This window comes from Flavobacterium sp. N502540 (assembly GCF_025947365.1).
GTDB lineage: Bacteria > Bacteroidota > Bacteroidia > Flavobacteriales > Flavobacteriaceae > Flavobacterium.
This window is the reverse complement of record NZ_CP110012.1, coordinates 2656797-2679584: the sequence shown is the minus strand read 5'-3', so window position 1 is coordinate 2679584 and position 22788 is coordinate 2656797. Positions and strand designations below refer to the sequence as shown.

18 protein-coding genes are annotated in these 22788 nt (G+C 35.6%); 4 read left to right on the top strand and 14 right to left on the bottom strand.

What is annotated here, in order from left to right; genetic code table 11:
• Positions 1 to 117: 117 nt before the first annotated feature.
• The 8 genes from OLM58_RS11615 to OLM58_RS11580 form a co-directional block, all read right to left on the bottom strand.
• Complete coding sequence (locus OLM58_RS11615) at positions 118 to 1641, bottom strand: SusD/RagB family nutrient-binding outer membrane lipoprotein (protein ID WP_264532399.1); 1524 nt, start codon at positions 1639 to 1641, stop codon at positions 118 to 120.
• A gap of 14 nt (positions 1642 to 1655) precedes the next feature.
• A complete protein-coding gene (locus OLM58_RS11610) occupies positions 1656 to 4763 on the bottom strand; it encodes a SusC/RagA family TonB-linked outer membrane protein (RefSeq protein WP_264532398.1) in 3108 nt (1035 codons plus the stop codon).
• A 311-nt stretch (positions 4764 to 5074) separates the two neighbouring features.
• Positions 5075 to 5293, bottom strand: a complete 219-nt coding sequence (locus OLM58_RS11605) for a substrate-binding domain-containing protein (RefSeq protein ID WP_264532397.1) — start codon at positions 5291 to 5293, stop codon at positions 5075 to 5077.
• Entirely contained in the window at positions 5260 to 6084 is an 825-nt protein-coding gene (locus OLM58_RS11600) for a LacI family DNA-binding transcriptional regulator (RefSeq protein ID WP_264532396.1), read from the bottom strand. The genes OLM58_RS11605 and OLM58_RS11600 overlap by 34 nt, the downstream gene beginning before the upstream one ends.
• A gap of 298 nt (positions 6085 to 6382) precedes the next feature.
• Positions 6383 to 7351, bottom strand: coding sequence for a type I phosphomannose isomerase catalytic subunit (locus tag OLM58_RS11595; RefSeq protein WP_264532395.1), 969 nt, complete (start codon positions 7349 to 7351; stop codon positions 6383 to 6385).
• A gap of 224 nt (positions 7352 to 7575) precedes the next feature.
• Positions 7576 to 9678 (bottom strand): glycoside hydrolase family 97 protein, encoded by a 2103-nt coding sequence (locus OLM58_RS11590; protein ID WP_264532394.1) that lies wholly within the window; start codon positions 9676 to 9678, stop codon positions 7576 to 7578.
• Positions 9679 to 9891: 213 nt separating this feature from the next.
• On the bottom strand, positions 9892 to 10197 hold the full coding sequence (locus tag OLM58_RS11585; protein ID WP_264532393.1) for a hypothetical protein: 306 nt from the start codon (positions 10195 to 10197) through the stop codon (positions 9892 to 9894).
• Positions 10198 to 10432: 235 nt separating this feature from the next.
• Entirely contained in the window at positions 10433 to 11146 is a 714-nt protein-coding gene (locus OLM58_RS11580) for a Two component regulator three Y domain protein (RefSeq protein ID WP_264532392.1), read from the bottom strand.
• 179 nt (positions 11147 to 11325) lie between these two features.
• On the opposite strand from OLM58_RS11580, the gene OLM58_RS11575 reads away from it, so the two are divergent.
• The gene (locus OLM58_RS11575) at positions 11326 to 11814 is read left to right on the top strand and encodes a DUF1761 domain-containing protein (protein WP_230000036.1); all 489 of its coding nucleotides are present in this window, start codon (positions 11326 to 11328) and stop codon (positions 11812 to 11814) included.
• 117 nt (positions 11815 to 11931) lie between these two features.
• Positions 11932 to 13077: a GNAT family N-acetyltransferase gene (locus tag OLM58_RS11570; RefSeq protein ID WP_264532391.1), complete on the top strand. Its 1146-nt coding sequence runs from the start codon at positions 11932 to 11934 to the stop codon at positions 13075 to 13077.
• Between the two features lie 420 nt (positions 13078 to 13497).
• Here the strand turns inward: OLM58_RS11570 and OLM58_RS11565 are convergent, their stop codons facing one another.
• Positions 13498 to 14367 carry a diacylglycerol/lipid kinase family protein gene (locus tag OLM58_RS11565; protein ID WP_264532390.1) on the bottom strand — a complete coding sequence of 290 codons (870 nt, stop codon included), beginning with the start codon at positions 14365 to 14367 and terminating at the stop codon, positions 13498 to 13500.
• Between the two features lie 62 nt (positions 14368 to 14429).
• Here OLM58_RS11565 and OLM58_RS11560 point away from each other — a divergent pair, with 62 nt between their 5' ends.
• Complete coding sequence (locus tag OLM58_RS11560; RefSeq protein WP_264532389.1) at positions 14430 to 15392, top strand: App1 family protein; 963 nt, start codon at positions 14430 to 14432, stop codon at positions 15390 to 15392.
• 175 nt (positions 15393 to 15567) lie between these two features.
• Here OLM58_RS11560 and abc-f read toward each other — a convergent pair whose 3' ends face one another.
• Both abc-f and OLM58_RS11550 read right to left on the bottom strand, forming a co-directional pair.
• On the bottom strand, positions 15568 to 17481 hold the full coding sequence (abc-f, locus tag OLM58_RS11555; RefSeq protein WP_070908733.1) for a ribosomal protection-like ABC-F family protein: 1914 nt from the start codon (positions 17479 to 17481) through the stop codon (positions 15568 to 15570).
• A 248-nt stretch (positions 17482 to 17729) separates the two neighbouring features.
• Positions 17730 to 18728, bottom strand: coding sequence for a TerC/Alx family metal homeostasis membrane protein (locus OLM58_RS11550; RefSeq protein ID WP_264532388.1), 999 nt, complete (start codon positions 18726 to 18728; stop codon positions 17730 to 17732).
• A gap of 318 nt (positions 18729 to 19046) precedes the next feature.
• On the opposite strand from OLM58_RS11550, the gene OLM58_RS11545 reads away from it, so the two are divergent.
• Complete coding sequence (locus OLM58_RS11545; RefSeq protein WP_264532387.1) at positions 19047 to 19430, top strand: DUF983 domain-containing protein; 384 nt, start codon at positions 19047 to 19049, stop codon at positions 19428 to 19430.
• Positions 19431 to 19432: 2 nt separating this feature from the next.
• Here OLM58_RS11545 and OLM58_RS11540 read toward each other — a convergent pair whose 3' ends face one another.
• The 3 genes from OLM58_RS11540 to gldN (OLM58_RS11530) form a co-directional block, all read right to left on the bottom strand.
• Positions 19433 to 20482: an NAD(P)/FAD-dependent oxidoreductase gene (locus tag OLM58_RS11540; RefSeq protein WP_264532386.1), complete on the bottom strand. Its 1050-nt coding sequence runs from the start codon at positions 20480 to 20482 to the stop codon at positions 19433 to 19435.
• A 72-nt stretch (positions 20483 to 20554) separates the two neighbouring features.
• A complete protein-coding gene (gene gldN / locus OLM58_RS11535) occupies positions 20555 to 21544 on the bottom strand; it encodes a gliding motility protein GldN (protein ID WP_264532385.1) in 990 nt (329 codons plus the stop codon).
• Between the two features lie 218 nt (positions 21545 to 21762).
• Positions 21763 to 22752: a gliding motility protein GldN gene (gene gldN, locus OLM58_RS11530; RefSeq protein ID WP_017496989.1), complete on the bottom strand. Its 990-nt coding sequence runs from the start codon at positions 22750 to 22752 to the stop codon at positions 21763 to 21765.
• Positions 22753 to 22788: the final 36 nt, after the last annotated feature.

Genomic DNA, 22788 nt, shown 5'->3' with positions numbered 1-22788 from the left:
ACTTTTTTGGATACAGTTCCTCTAATGTAATGAAAATCAATCAGAAATTAAAAATAAGCCGGGAGGTACAGGTATCCCTACCCGGCTTAACTCAACTAACTCACCTAACGCATAAAATTATTGCTTGTCCCACCAGATTCTGGTTGTCAACAAATCAGGTCCCTGGCGTTTTACCGCTTCCTGATAATTAACCGTATTGCTAATTGGTTCTGACATGCTGTAAATAAATCTTCTTGGTATAGTACCCTGGGTTTCTCCTCCAACTGCATTCACCGGTACCAAAGCAGGATACCCTGTTCTTCTATATTCAGCAAAAGCTTCAAAACCGTTAAATAACAATACAATCCATTTCTGAGTAATAATCTGTTCTATTTTTTGGGCTTCTGTTCCCGCAACTTTAAATGGATTTGCTGCCATATAAGCATCGTATTCAGTAGTTGTTACCGCAGGTACTTTGTCTCCGAAAATTTTCAGAATATCCATAGCCGCTTTTACTCCGCCTTCATAATATTTTTGTGCTGTTCCTCCAACATTCCAGCCTTTTGCAGCTGCTTCTGCCAATATAAATTGTATCTCAGCATAAGACATAATGATAGCCGGGGCATTTATACGTAATACTGTAGAGGTATTAGGATCTGAGAAACTCGTAGCTCCACCGGTTCCAAATCCGGTTGCATCAGGAGCAACCCCTTTCTGACTCGCAGGATTATTATTTCCTGTAGCTTCGATTTTTGCATAAATTCTTAAACGCGGATCGTTTGTGTTTTGCAATAAATCGATAAACGTTTTACTGAATTTAGTCAATCCTTTACCAGCATCTAAATTAGTCACAACCCAGGTAGACGTAATAGGATTTGTTGTAACATTACTACTGGCAGCCAAGTCATAATTCAATACCGCACTGTCATCATTTGCACTAAAAACTCCTTTGGCATAAGCCTTTTCTACAAATTGCTTTGCTTTCGCCGGATCGATCTTAGACAAACGCATTGCTACTCTTAACATCAGAGAGTTGGCAAATTTTTTCCATTTTGTCACATCGCTCTTGTAATACAAATCGGCATTACCTACAAAAGGCTTAGCAGCATCCAACGCATCTCCTGCTTCATCCAGTTCTTTTAACATATCGTTGTAAATGGCTTGCTGGGTATCGTATTTAGGGAAAAAGAGCTTATCTGTATATCCTTTACCGGCATCAAAATAGGGAACGTCTCCATAAGTATCAGTCAATTTCTGAAACAAAATTACCTTCATAATTCTGCATGCCTGAATCATGTTGCTGTTTTCCGGAGTATTTGGCATAACAGACATCAACTGAAAAATATGACCCAAACCGAATTTACCGTATGCTTCGTCAAATAAAGCTCCTGAAGCTGCATTGTTGAGACTGTAAATAGTACCTGATGATCCCGGAGAAACAAAATGTTGTATCATTTGTTCGGCATAGATAATATTCCCTCTGGTATTAGAATAGTCCTGTCCATTGGTATAAACCTCTGCCAGCGTAAACATCGATTTTAATTGTGGAACTGTAGTCGTATTCGGATTCTGGTTCAACTCTTCGAATCCTTTATCACAGGAAGTTAGAGTTACGGCCGCAAAAATTGCGGTACAAAACAGTTTTATATATTTATTTTTCATCTTTCGTTTCGTAATTAGAATTTAACATTAAGCGTCAAAGCATAACTTCTCGTCAAAGGCAACGATGCTCTCTCAAGTCCCTGTTCGTTACCGTTAGTATAATTAGATTCCGGATCCACATTAGGAGTCAGACTGTAAAGTGTCACCAAATTATGAGCAGAGAACACTAAATTAATAGCCTGGAACGGTGAACTTTTAAGATAGCTTTTCGGAAAATTGTAAGCTAAAGAAACTGCTCTCAATTTGACAAAATCAGATTTATAAACATAATTTTTCGATATCTGACTGTGACCGTACCAATAATTGAAAACGGATAAATTGTTTACCGGATTTCCATTACTATCTACTACATTATTTACCGCAACACCTCCTTCACGTCCTTCAAGAGTCTGCTCTGTCAGTCCGTAAGATGTTCCTATTGCATTTGTTGCAGAATAGATATTCCCTCCGAACTTACCGTCCACAAGTACAGACAGCTTAAAATTTTTGTACGTAAAATCATTTGATAATCCCATGGTGGTAGGAGCTACCCCACGTCCGGCAAGAACGAGGTCTCCTCTTTGAAATCTGCCATTAGTACCTAGAATCGCATTTCCATTGGCGTCTCTCTTATAGTCATAGGCTTTAATCATCCCAAAAGGCTGTCCTTCCTGTAAAATCACCCACGCACTCATATCTCTACCTTGCTCCAGAATTTTTTCAGGCATACCATCAGACAAACGAACTACTTTACTATCGTTGTAAGCAAAATTGTATCCTACTCCCCAACTAAAGTTAGCCGTGTTTACAGCTTTTAAATTTACAGCAAACTCAACTCCTTTGTTTAGAATCTCCCCCACATTAATTCTAGTATTTTTATATCCCGAACCTATTGAAATATTTGCATCGGCAATATCGTTAGTAGTTCTTTTGCTATAGAAAGTAAGATCAGTGCTTAGCCTGTTGTTAAAAAAGGTATTTTCAAAACCAAATTCAATTGTACTTACATTATAAGGCTGCAAGGTTCTGTTTGGAACTGTTTCTCCATTAATCCCTAAAATTGGTTGTCCTCCTATTGTTGGGAGACCGCTTGGTGTACCGTAATCTAACACCAGCTTATAAGGGTCTGTCAAACCTCCTCCTACATTACCCCAACCGGCTCTCAATTTACCGTAAGACATCCATTCCGGTAATTTTATAATTTCAGAATATACCAAACTGGTACTTACAGACGGATAAAAAATAGTATTGTGTTTTGGATCCAGGGTTGAAAACCAGTCTTGACGCCCTGTCAGAGTAACATATAAAAAGTTTTTATAGTCTAAATCAGCCGAATAGAAAAGAGAGTTTACCTCACTTTCTGCATATTCTTTTCTTAAATCACCAGGCGTCGCAAGGTTTCCGAAGAAATATTCGAAAGGAATAATAAAACCACTGCCTCCTAGTCTGTTGGCACTTCTCTTGTTATGCTGACGGTTTGCACCCACAAAAGCATCCAGCGAAAAATCCTGAGTCAGATTTCCTCTGTATCCCAGATAACCAGAAGCATTCACCTCTGAACGGCTTTCCATTATGTTTTTAAACGATCCTCCTCTGTTATAATTAATTCCGGTAGGTTCGATTTCAGTATATTCATAGTTAATATCATCTATACCAATAACTCCTTTGGCGTATATTTTGTCCGTAAAATTATAGGTAACTTTAGTAGAACCTATAAAACGTTTTCTTGAATCTTCATTCAGGGTCTCCTCTGTGGCAAAGTACGGATTAGTAGTATAGACATTGTTATAATAATCTGCCTCTCCGCCCTCTGTATCATAACCATTTTTCAACCATCTGATGTCTGTTGATGGACTTAAATACGAAACAAGAAAAGCTGCGTTTCTGGGACCATCATTTAGATAAGGTCTGTTATGGCTTTTCTCAGACATATACTGTGCATTGGCTTCTATAGTTATTTTTTCGTTTGGCTTAGTATTCAAACTCAAAGCAATATTGTCTCTTCCAAAATTGGTTCCCGGCAGGATCGATTCGTCTTTGGTGTTTCCGAACGACAATCTGAAATTTGTAGTCTCACTACCTCCTGATATTGCCAAAGTATTATTGGTAGAAAATCCTGTTCTGTAAAAATTGTTTATATTGTTCTTTCCATAGGCCTGATAAGGTCTGATTTGTCCGTCTAAAGACATAGAAGGTACTCCGTCGTATCGCTCTCCCCAAGCCCAATGAACTCCACGATTCTTCATTTGATCCAGAGTTGTATATCTTGTAGGAGCGCCATTAAAATTGCTGTTAGCTGCTGGTTCTCCATGACCGTATTCTGTCTGCCATTTTAGGAGATTGATAGGCGTATTGAAAGTAGCATTTGTACTAAAATCTACTCCAAGTCCTGTACCTCCTTTTCCTTTTTTAGTCGTTATCAGGATTACCCCGTTTGACCCTCTGAAACCATAAAGTGCAGATGCTGCACTCCCTTTTAGCACAGACATAGAAGCAATATCTTCAGGATTAAAAGAAGACATACCGTCTCCTAAATCTGCTCCTCCCCACATATTAGAATTTCCCTGCTGCGTATTATCAATTGGAATACCGTCTACTACATATAGTGGCTGGTTATTACCATTGGCAGAAGTTGCCCCGCGAATAATTACACGACTGGAACCGGATGGTCCGGAAACGGGTGCAGAAACGTTAACTCCGGCAATTTTTCCCTGAAGGGCGTTTCCTAAATTAATTTCTTTATTTTTAGTCAGGTCTTCGCCTTTTAACTCTCCAACCGCATAACCTAAACTTCTCTTTTGTTTCTTAACTCCAAATGAAGTTACTACCACATCTTTTAATTCCTGAGTATTTCCAACTAATACCACTGAAATTTTGTTTTGGTTTTGCTGCAACACTACTGATTGCGGATTAAAACCTATAGAGGACACCTTTAAAGTAACCGGCCCTTCGGGCACATTCATTTTAAATCGGCCTTCCGCATCAGTGATTGCACTATACGGTTTTCCCTGAACCTCAATCGATGCAGCAACAATTCCCTTGTTCTCTGCATCAGCTACTATGCCTGTTATCAATCGGTTTTGCGCCACAGCTCCTAAGCTGCTTAACAGCACCATTCCTAACACTGCCAATATTCGTTTCATAAGCATTTTTTTTTGGTTATTTGTTTGTTTTGATTTTTGTGATTGTTTCTAATTTGATTGTTTTAAATAATTAATAAAAATTTTGAACTTCTTTTTAATTAGGATACTTATAAGGCTTTCACCTTATAAATATCCCGGCCTTATTTATAGTCATGTTTATAAGCACTCCACTAAGAAATCGATATCGTAAACTGATCAGAAACATAACTCATTTTCAATTTAATGGATCTAAAATTTACTAAAACGATTTAGTAAAACGGTTAAAAAAAAACGAACCGTTTCTTTTTTATTTTTATCTTTTTCTCAAAATTTTAAACCGATTCTCTAATAATCAATTTTCCTTTTTTAAGACTTTTTTCTACTTCAAACTTCTCCATATCAGTCATCTGACTCATTAACAATTGTATGGATTTTACAGCAATATCTTCTATTGGCTGTTCAATAACACTAATGGTTGGCGTATGGAGTTTAAAACTGTCATGATCATCAAAACTAATTACCGAAATATCTTCAGGAATTTTGATTCCCATTCTTCGGAAAGCCTGAAGTCCCGCAAGTCCCATATAATTGGCCAAAAACAAAACGGCATCAATATCAGGATTCTTTTAAAAAAATCTATTATACCCGAAATTCTCGCCTCTTCATTAGTATGGTAATCCATGTGAAGAACAAGTGACGGATTGTACATTTCTGCTTCCTTCAATGCATCTCTGTATCCATCTTCACGCAGCTTCATCTGAATCATCTCGGATGTATTGTTTACCACTGCAATATTTTTGCGCCCTTTACTGATCAGGAATTTTGCAGCCGAATTCGAGGCTTCATAATTGTCCATTACCACATGACTCACTCTTTGTCCCGGAAAATACCTGTCGATCAATACAACTGGCTTTTTTAACTTTAAAAGAAGATCAATACTGTTTTCCAGATTCTGAGTTGGCGTTACAATAAAACCATCCACATTGGCCTGTAATAAACTATGTATTAACTCTTCAGAACGTTCATCATCTCCTCCTGTACTGCAGTAAAAAACCCTGTAATCAATACTCTTCGCTTCATCTTCAATAACTCTGGCAAGATCAGCAAAAAACTGATTCGAAATATCTTCAACAATAAGCCCGATAGACCTGGTTTTCCCGGTTCTAAGACTGGTAGCAATCATACTAGGTCTGTAGTTAAGCTTTTCGGCCACTTCCTGTACCTTTTTGATCACTGCCGGACTAATGCCCATTTTCTCCCCTTTACCATTGATAACAAAAGATACAGTAGATATGGATACCTGAGCCTCTGTAGCAATATCCTTAATAGTAATCTTTTTCATCAATGAGTTAATTTTTTATTAAGCAGTTATTAATTATATCACAAATATATATAAAAACAGTTACTAAAACGATTTTGTAATTCTTTTTTTTATACAAATCATTATTTTAAAGTTAATTAAACATATAATTATCAGTATTTACAGGTATTTTCTCTATTAATCATTTTTTCTGTTCCTGATCATCGCTATTGTTTTTAATATGAATTCTCTTCAATTCTCCATTTTTCAAAGCGATAAAATTTTCATGAATTCTAATTAAATACCTGTAACGTGACTAAAATAGTCTCCATCACTTTCTTTATGAGATATAAACTTCTAAAATTGAAGCAGTTCCTTTTAAGCTATAACTGTGCATTCCTGCAGGAATCAATACAGTATCACCTTGTTTGTATTGATAATTTACGTTTTGATAGGCAATTTCAAAATTACCTTCCGTGCACATATAAACCGTAAAGCTTTCTCCTTTTTTACTTACTTCAAGAATTCCGTCAAGCGGAAGGAAATTAGTGGTAAAATAAGGACAATTGACCACCACATTTGATTGATTTAAAGCCGTTTCGTACTTTTTCTGTGTATCAACTTTCTTATAATTGATAGCATCCAATGCTAAATCAACATGCAGTTCCCTTTTGTTGCCCTGAGCATCGACTCTGTCAAAATCATACAAACGATAGGTAATGTCTGATGTCTGCTGAATTTCTGCCACAACCAAACCGGCACCTATCGCATGAACTGTTCCGGTTTCTAAAAAGAAAACATCCCCCGCTTTGGCTTTTACATCATCCAATATTGAAACTAAGGTGTTATTACTTAAGTTCTCTAAATATTCTTCTTTACTGGAATTTTCTTTAAAACCAACAATAATTCTCGCATCTGCATCTGCCTGCATCACGTACCACATTTCAGTTTTACCAAAAGAATTATGACGTTCTCTGGCTAACTCATCGTTTGGATGAACTTGTATCGATAGATCTTCTCTTGCATCCAAATATTTAAAAAGCAAAGGAAACTGATTCCCAAATCGTTCGTAAACTGCTGTTCCTAAAATCTCATTTGGCGATTGATCTATTAAATCTGTTAAGGATTGTCCTTTTAATACTCCGTTTGCAACAACACTTACATCTCCTTCTACAGTAGACAATTCCCAGCTTTCTCCGGTAATTTTTGATGTAATTGGTTTATTCAGAATTGTTTTTAGCTTTTCACCTCCCCAGATTCTTTCTTTTAAGATTGGATCAAATTGTAATGGATAAATTTTCATGCTCATTATTTTATGTCTTTGAGAAGAACGAATTAATCTCGCACTCCGGTTATTTTTTGCTACAAATGAAAAGGATTAAAAAAAGATTAGTTTATGCCTCTTTTTTTTTAAATCGTTAAAATCCTTTTCATCTGTGACTAATCTTTTTCGCGCGCAGGTTAGACCGTTTTCTTATTCGCAAATATCCGAAAAAAAATCGGCCTCATCTGTGCCTCATTTCTAACACTTTTCTACTTTACAGAAATGGCAAAACCGCCACTTGCAGCCAGTTTTTGTTTTAGCTTCGTTTTACTGTTTACGGTCATTTTTCTTATGTTGTACGATTGTGGATTACTCTTATAATCGGCTGTTTTTCCGTCTTCATAAATTGTTGCACTATAGGTTTTCCCTTCAGGCAAAAAACTAAAATCAATAAGAGCTGTACGTGGATTTTCATCCGTAATTCCACCTACAAACCATTCTTGTTTTCCTTTAGTTTTTCTGGCTATTGTGATATAATCTCCCGGCTCTGCTTCGAGAATATAACTGTCATCCCAGTCCAGTGCAACATCTTTTATAAACTGAAAAGCATCTTTGAAACGCATATAGTTTTCAGGCAAATCGGCAGCCATTTGCAACGGACTGTACATCGTTACATAAAGCGCCAATTGCTTCGCCAGTGTTGTACTCAACTTGTTTTTCTTTGAGCCGTATACTGATAAGTCTCCCTGAAAAATTCCCGGTGTATAATCCATCGGCCCACCCATAAGACGTGTAAATGGTAAAATCGTAGTGTGGTCGGGATGAATTCCTTCCATAGCTTCAAACTCAGTTCCTCTGGCCGATTCCTGAGCAAACCAGTTGGGATAGGTACGATGCAATCCGGTCGGGCGAACTGCTTCATGAGAATCTACCATGATTTTATGCTTTGCTGCCTCTTTGGCTACATACGTATAATGATTGACCATTTGCTGTCCGTCATGGTGTTCTCCTCTTGGAATAATTGGTCCTACATAGCCCGTTTTTACAGCATTATAGTTATTATCGACCATAAACTTTAAGGCATCTGGAAGTTGTCTTTCATATTCTGAAGCTGAAGATGTCGTTTCATGGTGCATGATGATTTTCACTCCTTTCTGCTTGGCATACACACTTAAATCTTTCACATCAAAATCCGGATAAGGTTTGGTAAAACTATAAATACGTTCTTTTTTAAAAGCGGTATTATCTTCCCAGCCTTCATTCCATCCCTCCACCAGAACAGCGTCGAAACCATTTACCGAAGCAAAATCAATATATTCTTTTACGTGTTTAGTATTGGCTCCATGTGTTGCATTAGGTTTCAGTTTAGAAAAATCAGTAGCTCCAATTACTACATCCTGATTATCTGAATACGCCCAGGTAGATCCTCCTCCTGTAAAGTATTCCCACCAAACCCCAATATATTTAACCGGTTTAATCCATGAAGTATCTTCGAAAGCACAGGGTTCATTCAGATTTAAAATCATTTTTGAAGCCAGAATATTTCGCGCATCATCACTCACCACAATCGTTCTCCAGGGCGTAAGACTTCCGGTTTGAATGTATCCTTTATTTCCAACAGCATCAGGAACCAAATGCGAACTCAGCGAATAAGTCTTATCATCAACATTAAGACACATTGCCGGATAATTTTTTAAAGCTGCTTCGTGAATATTAATATACAATCCGTCATTAGTCTTCATCATCAAAGGCGTTTGCGCAGCCAGATTTTTAATCGTGGTTTGTGCTGCCATCGAAACGTGAGCAGCATTATACATCAAAGACTGCATCTCTGAAATTTTTGAAGTGGTATAGCTGTACTCGTTTGTATCATAATCCCCCGGAATCCAAAAAAGTTTATGATCCCCCGTTAAATTAAACTCGGTAGTTTCTTCCTGAATCACAAAATGACGCAGATTATCCTGTACCGGAAACTCATATCGAAATCCCAAACCATCATTAAACAGACGGAAATAAATCGTTATTTTTCGCTTGCTTTTTTCCTGTATCAAATCAGCCTTCAATTCATTGTACTGATTTCTGATTTTTTTCTGCTCTCCCAATACCGGTTCCCAAAAATTGTCTTCTGATTGTTTTTGTGTACCAACAATCTGAAAACCTTTATTCATTTTGATATCCGACTTTAAAATAAAGCCCAATTTGCTTTCTTTGATGACTCCTTTTTTCTTGTAGGCCAAAGCATAAATCGGAGCCCCCTCTGCATTTAAATTGAATGTCAATACCAAGTTCCCATCGGGAGACTTCAGTTCCTGAGCATTGATCCATGCATTCGAAACAATAATAAAAAAGCAGGTAAAAAGAATTTTCTTCATAAACAAAAGGGTTCTGAGTATTGCTAAATCGATTTAGCAAACATAATAAAATTTATGAAACAGAAATACCTGAAAGAAAAAAATATAAAACTTTAATTGAAAAAACCGAAAAAACTAATGACTTGAACAAAAAAGATAAAGTTTAGTCGTACAAAAAAAAAGACTGCCTATAAAAGCAGTCTTTCTAAATTGTTGCGATAAGCAAAGTCCGGCCTATGCCATAAACAATGCATATTTATTGTAATTGTATAAAACCAGATCATACGGAACTAAAAGCGGTGCTACTTTTTCTGACGAAGCTTCAAATGTAATTCCATGGTGCTTTCTGAATAAATAAATCTCTTTTAAACAGTTTGACAAACTCTGGTGAATTCCCGTAGTAAAAGTTGGCAGTTTTTTATCTCCAACTAATAAATCAATCTGGTAATTTGAACTGCTTTTAGACAGATTGTTTCCTATAATTCTTATTGTAAATATTGTTGCTTTTCCGTATTGTTCTCCTTGATACTGTACTACCATAATTTTATAATTAAAGAGGTTAGATTATCTTATTGTACTCTGATTTTTTTTCTTCTGCAAATTGAAGAATTAAAGTTATGAAAAAAAAGTAATGGACTAAAAAAAATGTTCCTTTTCATTCCAAAAAAGTAAAAACCGGACGTAAAAAAACCGTAACGGATTACGGTTTTTAAACAATTAACTAAATATATTTAATCAACTTTTTAACGAGTGTAAAATTCATTCATAAGCACGATTAATTTCTGGTGACCATTGTGGTTTCTTTTCTAGCGGCAATTTCTAATAAAAAAGGATTTCCTCCTTCATCAAACATCGTCATATTTAGAGCGTCCAACAAAATCAGATTTTTCGAAACGCCTCCTTTAAATTTATTATAAGAGAGGTTTAACTCAGACAAATGACCTAGTTTTTCTAATTCATTTGGAATTTCCCCTTCAAAATTATTATCAAACAAACTCAGGTTTTCCAAAGCACTAAAGTTGCTTACTTCTTTACTCAAACTCCCTGACAATTTGTTCTGATTTAAAAGCAAAACTTTCAAAGTTTTTATCTTATAAATTGACCCCGGCAACTGCCCCTGAATTTCATTATTAAACAAAGCGAGAGTTTCTAATTGGCTTAATTTTCCAATCTCCAAAGGAAGCTGTCCCTGAATTTTATTGTCGTGTAAATCGATGGTAATCAAATTAACCAAAGTCAACAATTCTACTGGCAGATTTCCCTGCAAATTATTATTTGCCAAATGAAGTCCGACGACTTTACCATTTTCAACTTTTACGCCATACCAGGTAGCTACCGAAAGTGATAAATCCCACTTTACCTTCCATTCCGATCCGTTTGTTGCCTCATACAATTTGATAAGCGCCTCTTTCTCTTTATCTGAAACGGTATCAGCAAAAATAGCAGGCGAGAAAATAAAAGCCAGAAAAAATAGGACTAAGCTTTTCATTACAAGATTGGGGATTTATTGATGCCATAAAATTATACATTTCATAGTTATAAAGCGCATAATGTCGATAAAGTGTTGATAAAATTTAATTTAATCAAAATTTTACTACTTTATTCAAAAATGCAATTTGTGAGATTTTTTGTTTAAATTTGAGTAACTAATCCTAAAAACCTCATATTATGGAATTTAACCCTGTTGCATTATTCTTATCAGCAATCGTAACACTGGCTGTTGGTTTTATCTGGTACAACCCTAAAGTGTTCGGAACCATCTGGATGAGAGAGAACAATCTCACTCCGGAAGACTTACAAAAAGGAAATATGCTGAAAATATTCGGTCTCACGTATCTTTTCTCGTTAATGATTACCGTAATTTTAATGTCACTTACCATTCATCAAACAGGTGCTTTGGGAATGGTGGGCGGACCTCCTTTAGTAGCCAGTGCTAAACCATCATTTGCTGCTTTTATGAATGACTATGGAACAGCATACCGCACATTCAAACACGGAACTCTTCACGGATTTATGTCAGCACTCTTTTTTGTCTTTCCTATAATTGGAATCAACGGCCTATTCGAAAGAAAATCATGGAAATATATCTTTATTCATGCGGGTTACTGGGCGGTTTGCCTTACTTTGATGGGCGGAATTATCTGTGCATTTGCCTAACTCCAAAAAATACAAACCCGTTTGAAATTAAATCTCAAACGGGTTTTCTTAATAATAACTTAAACCAGTTGAGTTCTTATAAATATTCTCTAATTTTGAAGAAATTAGCTCCCTCTTTTGACTACAACTTATTCTTTCGAAATATACAATAGCGCATCACTACTGCCCTTGGAATGGAATTCTCTGGCGGCAGCTAATATTTTTTTAACCAAAGAATATCTGGAAGTCCTCGAAAACTCCTGTCCGGTAAATATGATATGCCATTTTATTGGAATTTTCAACGATAGTAAACTGGTCGGAATTGTTCTGACCCAATTTCTATTTACAGAGAAACTGGAATCATTCGGTGAACGCGATCAATGTTTGAAAACTTCGGTGCGAAATTTTGCTTTTAAGAATTTTGCCTCTCATGTATTATTTGTCGGAAACAATATGCTTACCGGACAAAATGCATTTATACTTGCCTCCGACATCAAACAATCAATTGCTCTAAAAACACTGCACAAAGCTATTAATCAGCTTAAAAAAAACCTGAAAGCAAGCGGAAAAAAAGTTCACATTACCAGTATAAAAGATTTTACAGCTACCGAAATTATTCCTTTACAAAACGAGTTTAAAAACAATTACACGTTTTCAACTCAGCCTAATATGGTTTTTGAAATCCATAAAGACTGGGCATCTGAACAGGATTATATTGACGCTTTATCAAAAAAATATCGGGATCAGTACAAACGGGCACGAAAAAAAGCAGACGGAATTGTAAAGCAAAAAATGTCCTTGCCCGACATTAAAAAATATGAAGATGTTATTTATGATTTGTATTTTCATGTGGCTAAAAACGCCCCTTTTAATACTTTTTTCTTAGCCCGAAATCACTTTAGTTTTTTCAAAGAAATTATGAAAGATGATTTTCTGTTTTACGGCTATTTTTTAGAAGAAAAACTAATCGGATTCAATACCTTAATTAAAAACGGAAGTGCGATGGACACGTACTTTTTAGGGTACGACGAGACCATTCAACGTGAAAAAATGCTGTATTTAAATATGCTTTACGACATGATTGCCTACTCTATCAATCATGGTTTTAAAGAAGTGGTATTTGCCAGAACCGCTCTTGAAATCAAAAGCTCTGTCGGAGCAAAACCGGTCAAAATGTATGGATTAATAACGCACAGCAATACTCTGATCAACCACAATATTGGCCGACTATTTAGCTATCTGGAACCCAAAACCGACTGGCAAGAGCGAAATCCGTTTAAATAAATACTGATTTTAGATTGAAGATTACCGACTGCAGATTTCTGATTTGCTATTGGTCGATAGTAAACACCATCTATTTTTTACAGGTCTTATACATCTGAAATCAAAAATCGAAAGCGATTATACAGATCGTTCCTATGGAACTCATTAAAACACCACCGCTATTTTCAACGGATTAAAATCCGTTGCTACAACATATACATTCCTACGGAATTTTGAAGGCAACTCCGCTAGGAGTGGAATATCTATAGAAATAAATTCAAACATCGGTTTTAGCCCCATCGGGGCGATACATTTCACAATCCGTTTTACCCAGCCCTCAAAATCTGAAATCGAAAATCGTTAATCAAAAATCAGCAATCCTTTTAGCTGTTTTTCCTTAACTCAATGACATTTCACAATCGGATTCATACCTCCTACCAACTACGGAATTGCAATTTTCATCTGTTTGTGCAGAATATGGATTTCCAAATCCGTTTGTGCCCCACAATACTCCCCATCAATTTGAAAATTTACAGGATAGTCTGTTTTTATCATCGCTTTATCTGTGGAAATAATTACAATATCATCAGAATCAATAGGCATGTTTCCGGTGATAATTTTGCCGATCAGCAGTAAATCAAGGCTTTTTAAAATAACCAATTCGAACTTCCCGTCGTTCATTGCGCCATTTGGATTTATTACAACACCGGTTCCGTATTTCTGAGAATTAGCAATCACAATCATTCTTGCGGTATGCTCCACCGTTTCGTTATTAGCCGAGATTGTAGCCACAAAAGGTTCTTCCGATTCTTTTAAAGCCGAATACGCTTGTACGGCATATCCCCACAAACCGCGTAAATTACTCTCTTCATAATTTTTTACCAGATTTGCGTTTACGCCAATATCACTCAAATGAATACTTTTTTTACCATTGATAGAAATCATATCCATTTCGATATAATGATTCAAAAAAGCAATTTTCAGATTCTCCTCGAGTGTATTCGGCAAATTTAGATCGACCGACAATCCATTGGCTGAACCGGCAGGCAAAATACCAATAACGATATCAAACTGCTCCATCGCTTCAGCAACCATTTTTATGGTTCCGTCTCCACCGGCTACCACAATACGCTCAGGATGATACTGATTGTAAATGGCCTGTATTTCTTTTTGATCATGCTGCCCGGTGGTTTCATAAACTTCCAGATCAAAATGATGAGCAACAGAAAACTCCTGTACAGCCTCTATTAAATCGGATTTATCCAGATCTCCCGAAATAGGATTTACAACAAATAAGATATTCTTTTTCAAAGTTTTATTTTTAAAATCAATTAAAATAATTAATTTACATCATCCATAAATATACACAATTAATGAAACCAATTTTACAATTATATCGAGGTTATGCCAATGAAGAAGAATTGATTGTAATGGGACATGTTTTCAGAAGAACGTATGAATATGATTATCAGAAAAAAAACTTCAAAAATGCCACTTCGATCATCAATCAGTTCAGAATAAAAACGATTAAAAATTTTGATGTTTATCTAAAATGCGGAAACCAGGAAATTCACACCAAAACTCTGGACGACGGCTATTTCAAATTTTGTATTCCACTGGAAAAAGAAACTCCCTTTGGATGGATTGAATATGAAGTCAGCATAAAGCATAAGACTGAAACAATAACTGAAAAAGGCAGTTTCATAAGACCTCATAAAGGCAAACTAGGCATCATCTCCGATATTGACGATACTTTTTTGATTTCGCATACCGGAAATTTCTTCCGGAAAATATATGTCCTTTTATTTAAAAATGTCAACGACCGTAAAGTTTTTAAAGGTGTTGTACCGCATTACCAAGCTTTAAGTTCAGCCGGACGAAATAATAAGGAAGAAGAAAATGCCTTTTTTTATGTGTCGAGCAGCGAATGGAATTTGTATCGATTCATCGTCAAATTTACCAAAATACATCATCTGCCAAGAGCCGTAATTCTATTGAAAGACATCAAAAGAGGAATCCCTGATTTTTTCATGAGCGGACGTGGAAATCACGATCATAAGTTCGACAAAATAAAACACGTTTTAGAATTTTATCCCAATCTTAAGTATGTTTTGCTAGGAGACGATTCGCAACACGACCCCATTTTGTACGAGCGAATCTGTAAAATCTTTCCGGTTACGGTAAAGGCAGTTTACATCAGACAGACTGGCAAACACAAAAAAGAAGCCACTAAAAAGATTATGAAAAACCTTGAAAATTTAGAAGTTTCCGTTTGTTATTATAAAGACAGCAGCGAAGCCATTATGCACTCTAAATCTATTGGTCTTATCTCGTGAAATGTGACTTGTGAAATGCATGGAGTAAATGTAGTGTGTCTTCTATTTTTTACAAGGGATGGTAAACTTCATAGATAAAAAAAAACTTTGCCAAAGTTCAAGCCTTTGACAAAGTTTTATATTCATTTCAAAACTGACACTGAGACCGAAGACTGTGACAGCAACTGAAAACTATCTAAGCATTAAAATTATCAATCTCTTCCTGAACAATTTCCCAGTCCAGCAACAATTGGTCTAAATCTTCTTTCTTTTTGTTGTATGCGGTAAAAAACGAAGCATCTTCGATATGTTTATCGTAATTAGAAGCCAGCATTTTATCATCGTGCTGAATGTCTTTTTCCAATTGTTTGATTTGACTCTCTACTTTACTCAATCGGTTTTGAAGTGCTTTTCCTTTTTTCTGATCTTCGTATGACGTTTTCTTAGATTCTTTTGGAGCGGCTTCTTTTACGACATCTTTTTTCTCTACCTCACGCATGTTTTCAAGATTACGCTGCTCTAAAAAGTAGTTAATATCTCCTAAATACTCTCTGATCTTTTGGTCTTTGAACTCATAAACGATATTTGACATTCCCTGAAGGAAATCTCTATCGTGAGAAACCAACAATAAAGTGCCGCCAAATTTTTGAAGGGCAGCTTTTAAGACGTTCTTCGATTTAATATCCAGGTGATTTGTAGGCTCATCCATCAGCAAAACATTGATTGGCTGTAGCAACAGTTTACAAAGTGCCAAACGGTTACGTTCACCTCCTGAAAGTACTTTTACCTTTTTCTCAACATCGTCTCCACGAAACAAAAATGATCCTAACATATCACGAACTTTCATACGGTTTGTGTCTGTAGCAGCATCTTCCATAGTTTGAAGCAACGTAATTTCTCCATCTAAATATTCAGCCTGATTTTGAGCAAAATATCCTAACTGAACATTATGTCCTAATTTGATGTTCCCCTGGTACTCAAATTCGTTTACAAGAGCTTTAATGAAAGTCGATTTTCCTTGTCCGTTTTGTCCCACAAAGGCAATTTTACTTCCTCTTTCTACCAATAAACTAATATCTTTCAGAATCGTTTTATCTCCGTAAGCTTTGGTAACGTTTTCAGCTTCGATTACTACTTTTCCAGGTTCTTTTGAAACCGGAAACGAAATATTCATAACAGAATTATCGTCTTCATCTACTTCGATTCTTTCTACTTTATCTAACTTTTTAATTAACGATTGCGCCATCGAAGCTTTTGAAGCTTTTGCACGGAACTTTTCAATTAATTTTTCTGTCTCTTCTATTTTCTTTGCCTGATTCTTCTGAGTCGCCAATTGTTTTTCACGAATCTCGTGACGCAATTCTAAATACTGAGAATATGGCTTATTAAAGTCATACGCCTTTCCTAAAGAAATTTCGATGGTACGGTTGGTCACATTATCCAAAAACATTTTATCGTGCGAAACGATTACCACAACTCCGGGATAGTTACGAAGGAAACTTTCTAACCAAATGATACTCTCAATATCCAGGTGATTCGTTGGCTCATCCAGAAGTAATACATCATTAGATTGCAATAACAGTTTTGCTAACTCGATACGCATTCTCCAACCTCCTGAAAATGTTTCAGTCTGATTATTGAAAACTTCTCTTTTGAAACCTAATCCTAAAAGAATCTTTTCTGTATCCCCTACATAATTGTAACCTCCAAGAAGATCAAAACGATGGGTATAATCAGATAAATCTTCAATGATCTGACCGTATTCTTCACTTTCATAATCGGTTCTGGTCACCAGCTGATGATTGATTTCTTCTAGTTTTTTCTCAACAATTTTAATTTCAGTAAAAGCCTCATAAGCTTCCTCCAACACCGTTCTTCCACGCTCAAAATCAATATCCTGACGCAAAAACCCCATTCGGATATCTTTCTCCTGAGAGATAACCCCGGAATCAGGAGCAAAATCTCTTGCTAACATTTTAAGCATTGTAGATTTACCCGCTCCGTTTTTACCCACAAGACCTACGCGGTCACCGGCACCTAAACGAAAGGTAACTTCTTCAAATAAATATGTTCCTCCAAAAGAAACCGAAAGATTGTGTATATTAAGCATAATTTGTAACTATTATAACAAGGAGTAAAGGCTTTAAGTGCCTTATTTACTTTACTTTTTGAAAGTGCAAAAGTATGACAATTAATTTAAGTTTCGACTGTCGTTTTAAAAACAAATAATAGAAGGCTTTTTTACACTAGAAATTAGTTTTAGTCCTTCAGTTTCTTTATTCCAATCACGAAAATCATAAAAAAAGGGATAGCAATCTTTAGACTGCTATCCACTTTAATAAATTTATATTTTACGTTTTATGCTTCTTTTGGCTCCGGAAGCATCACTGAGGCCAATACAGAAATTGCCAGAATCCCTCCAATTACAAGCAATGAATACATAGATTCAATATGATAAAATGGAGAAATAATCATCTTAACTCCAATAAACGAAAGAATAATAGCTAAGCCATACTGTAATTTACTGAACAAGTGAATGAAGTTATCCAATAGGAAAAATAAAGCCCTAAGTCCTAAAATTGCAAAAATGTTAGAGGTATAAAGAATAAAAGGATCACTAGAAATTGCGAAAATTGCCGGTATAGAATCGACTGCGAATAATAAATCCGTAAACTCAATTACAGCCACTACTACCAAAAGTGGTGTCGCCAGTTTTTTTCCGTTTTCGATGGTAAAGAATTTATCACCGTCGTATTTATCACTAACACTGAAAAACTTTCTGATTAATCTTGCTCCTCTGGTGTTATTGTAATCTTCTTCATCGTCCTCATCACCAGCAGACCATGATTTAATTCCTGCATATACCAGGAATAATCCGAAAGCTGTCATGATTAAATTGATATCGTATTTGAAACCTTCTACTCCAACCAAACTTAAAAGCTTGTTTAAATAAGTCAGTTCGATAAGAAACGCTCCTGAAAAAATAAAAATAGCTCTTAAAACCAATGCTCCAATAATTCCCCAAAATAAAACTTTATGTTTGTTGTGATTGGCTACGTCAAAAAACTTGAATACCAATATAAATACAAAAAGATTGTCAACTGAAAGTGCTTTTTCAATCCAGTAAGCCGATTGAAATTCATAAAATTTTGCCGACCCGGCGAAATAATAAACCAAACCACTAAAAATCATCGCTAAACTAATCCATACTAATGACCAGGTTACTGCTTCTTTATTACTTACGACATGGCTTTTTTTGTTGAAAATTCCCAAATCCAACAATAGCATGATCACTACTGCAATGGCAAAGACGATTATTAATCCCGGATGTTCTGAAAAAATAGGGTGCTGATTCATTTTTGAATATTACTATGTTAGTTTTTCTAGAGACTCATTTCAGCATAACAACTCTTCCTGCTTCTTTTACGGAAAATATATCCTTGCTCTGAAGTCCATTTTCATTTCGCGCAATATTACGACTAACCAACTAAAAGAACAAGGAGAAAACACAAGAACTACGGATATTCTTTCAACAAAAAATACAAACTAAAATAGTATCTTTGTTCTACTCTTCTCCGTAAGATAAATTTTAAATATTTTTATCAGAATCAAAATGTTTTACTCTAAAACGAAAATTGATTCTCTACAATGTCAACCATTAATTGAATTGCAACCATGTTAAAAAAAGGATCTAAACTATACAGTATACTAACAGGAAGCTGCCCAAGATGTCACAAAGAAAGCATGTACTCTGATCGAAACCCGCTTCATTTGACCAAGGTTCTTAAAATGAACGAAAATTGCAGTCACTGTGGGTTAAAATACCAGATTGAACCATCGTTTTTTTATGGTGCCATGTATGTTAGTTATGGTTTAAATGTTGCAGTTGGAATTGCGGCTTTTATCGTTTCGTTTGTATTTTTCAAAACGTCAGTCGAAGAGTCTTTTCTGATCATTGTTGCAACGCTGATTCTATTATTCCCATTTGTCTTAAGACTTTCGAGAAACCTGTACATCAACATGTTTGTTTCTTACGATCCAGAAGCAGGATCGAAATAAAGCTATTTTCTTTTCTTGTAGAAACGATGAATATCAATTGTTGGATCTAAAGGTTTTTGGTCTTCAATATACTCATATAAATCTTTAGCCATGGCGGGACCAAGCATTACACCACGCGTCCCTAATCCGTTTAAAAGATGTAGCGAACGGTATCGATTGTGCGTACCAATAATTGGTCTACGATCGCGTACGGTTGGCCTCACCCCGCCAAAATGCGAAACAACTTCAAAATCACAATTGATAATTTCCTCTATACGATCGATTAACTCTGTTCTTCCTTCTTCCGTTGGCGTATCAGTTTTATCTTTCCAATTGTAGGTTGCTCCCACTTTAAACAAATCATTTCCCAAAGGCAAAATGAACACGCTTGTATTCACAATCACATCCAGATCCAGATCAGGTGCCTTGATAATAAAAAGTTCCCCCTTAGTTCCATCCAATGGCAAATCCTGAAAAAACGGATTGGCATGCAGTCCGAAACCTTCTGCAAAAATAATATGCTTAGCCTGATATTCTTTATACCGAACAAAATCTTCATCAATAATCAGTTTAGCATAATCAAACGACTCCTGAAGCAATAATTTGTTTTGAAGTAAATACTCGTGGTATTTATCCAACAATAAAGCCGTATCAACATAACCGGTATGTAAAACCTCTCCATAATCAAACGGAGAATCGATACCATTGTATTTTTTAAAGATTAATTTGGTAGAAAGAAATGGTGCCAGAAGTGGTTTATCAGAAGCGGAAAACCAATTGTTCTGTTCTTCTATCGAGAAAAATTTTCTTAAAATAGGAAGCCTAAAATTTACCTTGGTTTGTAATTTACTTTCAATTGTTTTATAGAATTCATCCATTATAATCAATTGCTCTTCTGCTTTCCAAACTTCACTAAAGCGCTTTAAAATTACGGGATTGTACAACCCTCCCGCAACCTTTGATGAATTTTGCGATTCATCATTTATAACTAATATAGACTTGTTGTTTTTTAGCGCAATTTCAGCAAATGAAATTCCGGCCAATCCAGATCCGACAATTATATAATCCAACATGTGTAAAGGGGTAAAATAAAAAACTCTTACCACAAATGTAATAAGAGTTTTTGGTATAATGTTACTAATTTCTTAGTAGGTCCACATATCTTGTTCGAAGTCGCGAATCTTCTCTTTTACTCTTTCAGATTCTAACAGCTGCTTCTGTGCATTGTCCTTCATATAGTCCTTGATTTCACGATCTCCATAAACGTTTTCTTCCTTATAAATAATTGAATTAAAACGTCTCGAATTTAATATCTGATCGAAAGAAATAGAACGTGCCGAATTAGCATCATTAAAAGCTTTTGCTTCATTTAGCACTTCCCTTGCATTGGGGAAAAACACCCAAAAGAGTTCTATATAATCTTTTTCATCACTATTCATGGTATAAACATCCGGGGTTACAGGACAAATTCCGAGCAATCGATACTTCAGTTCACTCTCTCTCTTATCAAAATACCAATATCCTTTAAGTTTGTATTGTGTAACATCCGCTGCCGTTAAATCTTGTTTTAAAATGTACTCAGCTGGCACCGTTCTGGTCGGACCAACTGTTTCATCTACATACGTAACCACTTTTTTCTTGCCTGTACCGGTCACTACTTTTTTCTTCACCACACGCGTTTTATAATCGTCCGGATATTGATTAATTAATTCTCTACCGGCATCTGTTGTATCAATACGGGACAATCCGCCCTGAATGTCTTTCAACGATTTTTTGGTATTAAAATAACTGTCAGCATACACTTCTGTAATTCTTCCCTGTTTTATTCCTTTAATCAAAACATCATAAAGAGAACGTCTATCCGAACCAATATTGGCAGTATCAACCGGAAAATACAGCGGAAAATTGATTTTTTCATTCAAATCAATAATTTCCCAGGTCGTTTTTCCCATCAAAACATCCCTGTCATCTACATAACCATAAGCCATAGGCTTATCGTTATCAGCACGCAACTGACCAGGATTTTTAAACCCGATTTGATCTGCTGTTTTCGCATTAAGCAAATTAGATTGAGCTTTAATACTAAGGTTACCAATAACAAAAATAATAACAATAAAAAAAATCTTTACTTTCATGATACTACAATTAAAACCTATTGAACGTAAATACACCGTATATATTGTGTTTTTTCTCACACATCTTAAAAACACTATAATAACAACAACTCTAATCGAAATTACCCCTAAAAAACGGAACAAATTCACTGATAAAACTGATTCTCAAGATAATGAGCAAAAAAAAAACTCTTACTACAAATGTAGTAAGAGTTTTTGATATATTGTTATTCAGATACTTAGTAGTTCCACATATCTTGTTCGAAGTTACGAATCTTCTCTTTTACTCTTTCAGATTCTAACAATTGATTTTGTGCGTTATCTTTCATGTAATCTTTAATCTCACGATCTCCGTACAAGTTTTCTTCTTTATAGACAACCGCATTAAAACGTCTTGAATTCAAAATCTGATCGAATGAAATTGGAAGCGCAGAATTATTATCGTTGAATGCTTTTGCTTCGTGTAGCGCCTCTCTGGCGTTAGGGAAGAAAACCCAAAACAACTCTATATAATCTTTTTCGTCACTATTCATTGTGTAAACATCCGGAGTTACTGGACAAATTCCAAGCAAACGATATTTCAATTCACTTTGACGTTTGTCAAAATACCAGTATCCTTTAATTTTATATTGTGTAACATCTGCAGCAGTTAAATCTTGTTTCAGAATATACTCAGCTGGAACCGTTCTTGTTGGACCAACAGTTTCATCAACATAAGAAACTACTTTTTTCTTACCAGTACCAGTTACAACTTTTTTCTTCACAACACGTGTTTTGTAGTCGTCCGGATATTGGTTGATTAATTCTCTACCTGCATCTGTTGTATCAATACGTGATAATGCACCCTGAATATCTTTCAAAGATTTTTTAGTATTGAAATAACTGTCGCTGTATACTTCAGTTATTTTGCCGCTTTTAACAGCTTTCGTCAAAACATCATAAAGTGAACGTCTGTCAGAACCAATATTAGCCGTATCAACCGGAAAGTACATTGGAAAATTGATTTTTTCATTTAAATCAATGATCTCCCAAGTAGTTTTTCCCATTAAGATATCTCTATCATCTACATAACCATAAGCTAAAGGCTTATCGTTATCAGAAATAAGTTGCGCAGGGGTCTTAAGACCTATCTGAGCCGGTGTTTTTGCATTAAGCAAATTCGATTGCGCATAGGAAGAAAATCCTCCAGCGATAGAAACAATAGCTATTAAAAAATTTCTTACTTTCATCATGATATCATTATAAGATATTGAAGTAGTTTTACC

What these genes read in the sequence shown, in the direction of transcription:
- OLM58_RS11590 (WP_264532394.1), bottom strand. Translation starts at nt 9,678, where the DNA reads ATGAAGAAAATTCTTTTTACCTGCTTTTTTATTATTGTTTCGAATGCA.
- OLM58_RS11585 (WP_264532393.1), bottom strand. Translation starts at nt 10,197, where the DNA reads ATGGTAGTACAGTATCAAGGAGAACAATACGGAAAAGCAACAATATTT.
- OLM58_RS11600 (WP_264532396.1), bottom strand. Translation starts at nt 6,084, where the DNA reads ATGAAAAAGATTACTATTAAGGATATTGCTACAGAGGCTCAGGTATCC.
- OLM58_RS11550 (WP_264532388.1), bottom strand. Translation starts at nt 18,728, where the DNA reads ATGAATCAGCACCCTATTTTTTCAGAACATCCGGGATTAATAATCGTC.
- OLM58_RS11560 (WP_264532389.1), top strand. Translation starts at nt 14,430, where the DNA reads ATGAAACCAATTTTACAATTATATCGAGGTTATGCCAATGAAGAAGAA.
- OLM58_RS11540 (WP_264532386.1), bottom strand. Translation starts at nt 20,482, where the DNA reads ATGTTGGATTATATAATTGTCGGATCTGGATTGGCCGGAATTTCATTT.
- abc-f (WP_070908733.1), bottom strand. Translation starts at nt 17,481, where the DNA reads ATGCTTAATATACACAATCTTTCGGTTTCTTTTGGAGGAACATATTTA.
- OLM58_RS11610 (WP_264532398.1), bottom strand. Translation starts at nt 4,763, where the DNA reads ATGAAACGAATATTGGCAGTGTTAGGAATGGTGCTGTTAAGCAGCTTA.
- OLM58_RS11605 (WP_264532397.1), bottom strand. Translation starts at nt 5,293, where the DNA reads ATGGGAATCAAAATTCCTGAAGATATTTCGGTAATTAGTTTTGATGAT.
- OLM58_RS11580 (WP_264532392.1), bottom strand. Translation starts at nt 11,146, where the DNA reads ATGAAAAGCTTAGTCCTATTTTTTCTGGCTTTTATTTTCTCGCCTGCT.
- gldN (WP_264532385.1), bottom strand. Translation starts at nt 21,544, where the DNA reads ATGAAAGTAAAGATTTTTTTTATTGTTATTATTTTTGTTATTGGTAAC.
- OLM58_RS11595 (WP_264532395.1), bottom strand. Translation starts at nt 7,351, where the DNA reads ATGAGCATGAAAATTTATCCATTACAATTTGATCCAATCTTAAAAGAA.
- OLM58_RS11545 (WP_264532387.1), top strand. Translation starts at nt 19,047, where the DNA reads ATGTTAAAAAAAGGATCTAAACTATACAGTATACTAACAGGAAGCTGC.
- OLM58_RS11615 (WP_264532399.1), bottom strand. Translation starts at nt 1,641, where the DNA reads ATGAAAAATAAATATATAAAACTGTTTTGTACCGCAATTTTTGCGGCC.
- OLM58_RS11575 (WP_230000036.1), top strand. Translation starts at nt 11,326, where the DNA reads ATGGAATTTAACCCTGTTGCATTATTCTTATCAGCAATCGTAACACTG.
- gldN (WP_017496989.1), bottom strand. Translation starts at nt 22,752, where the DNA reads ATGAAAGTAAGAAATTTTTTAATAGCTATTGTTTCTATCGCTGGAGGA.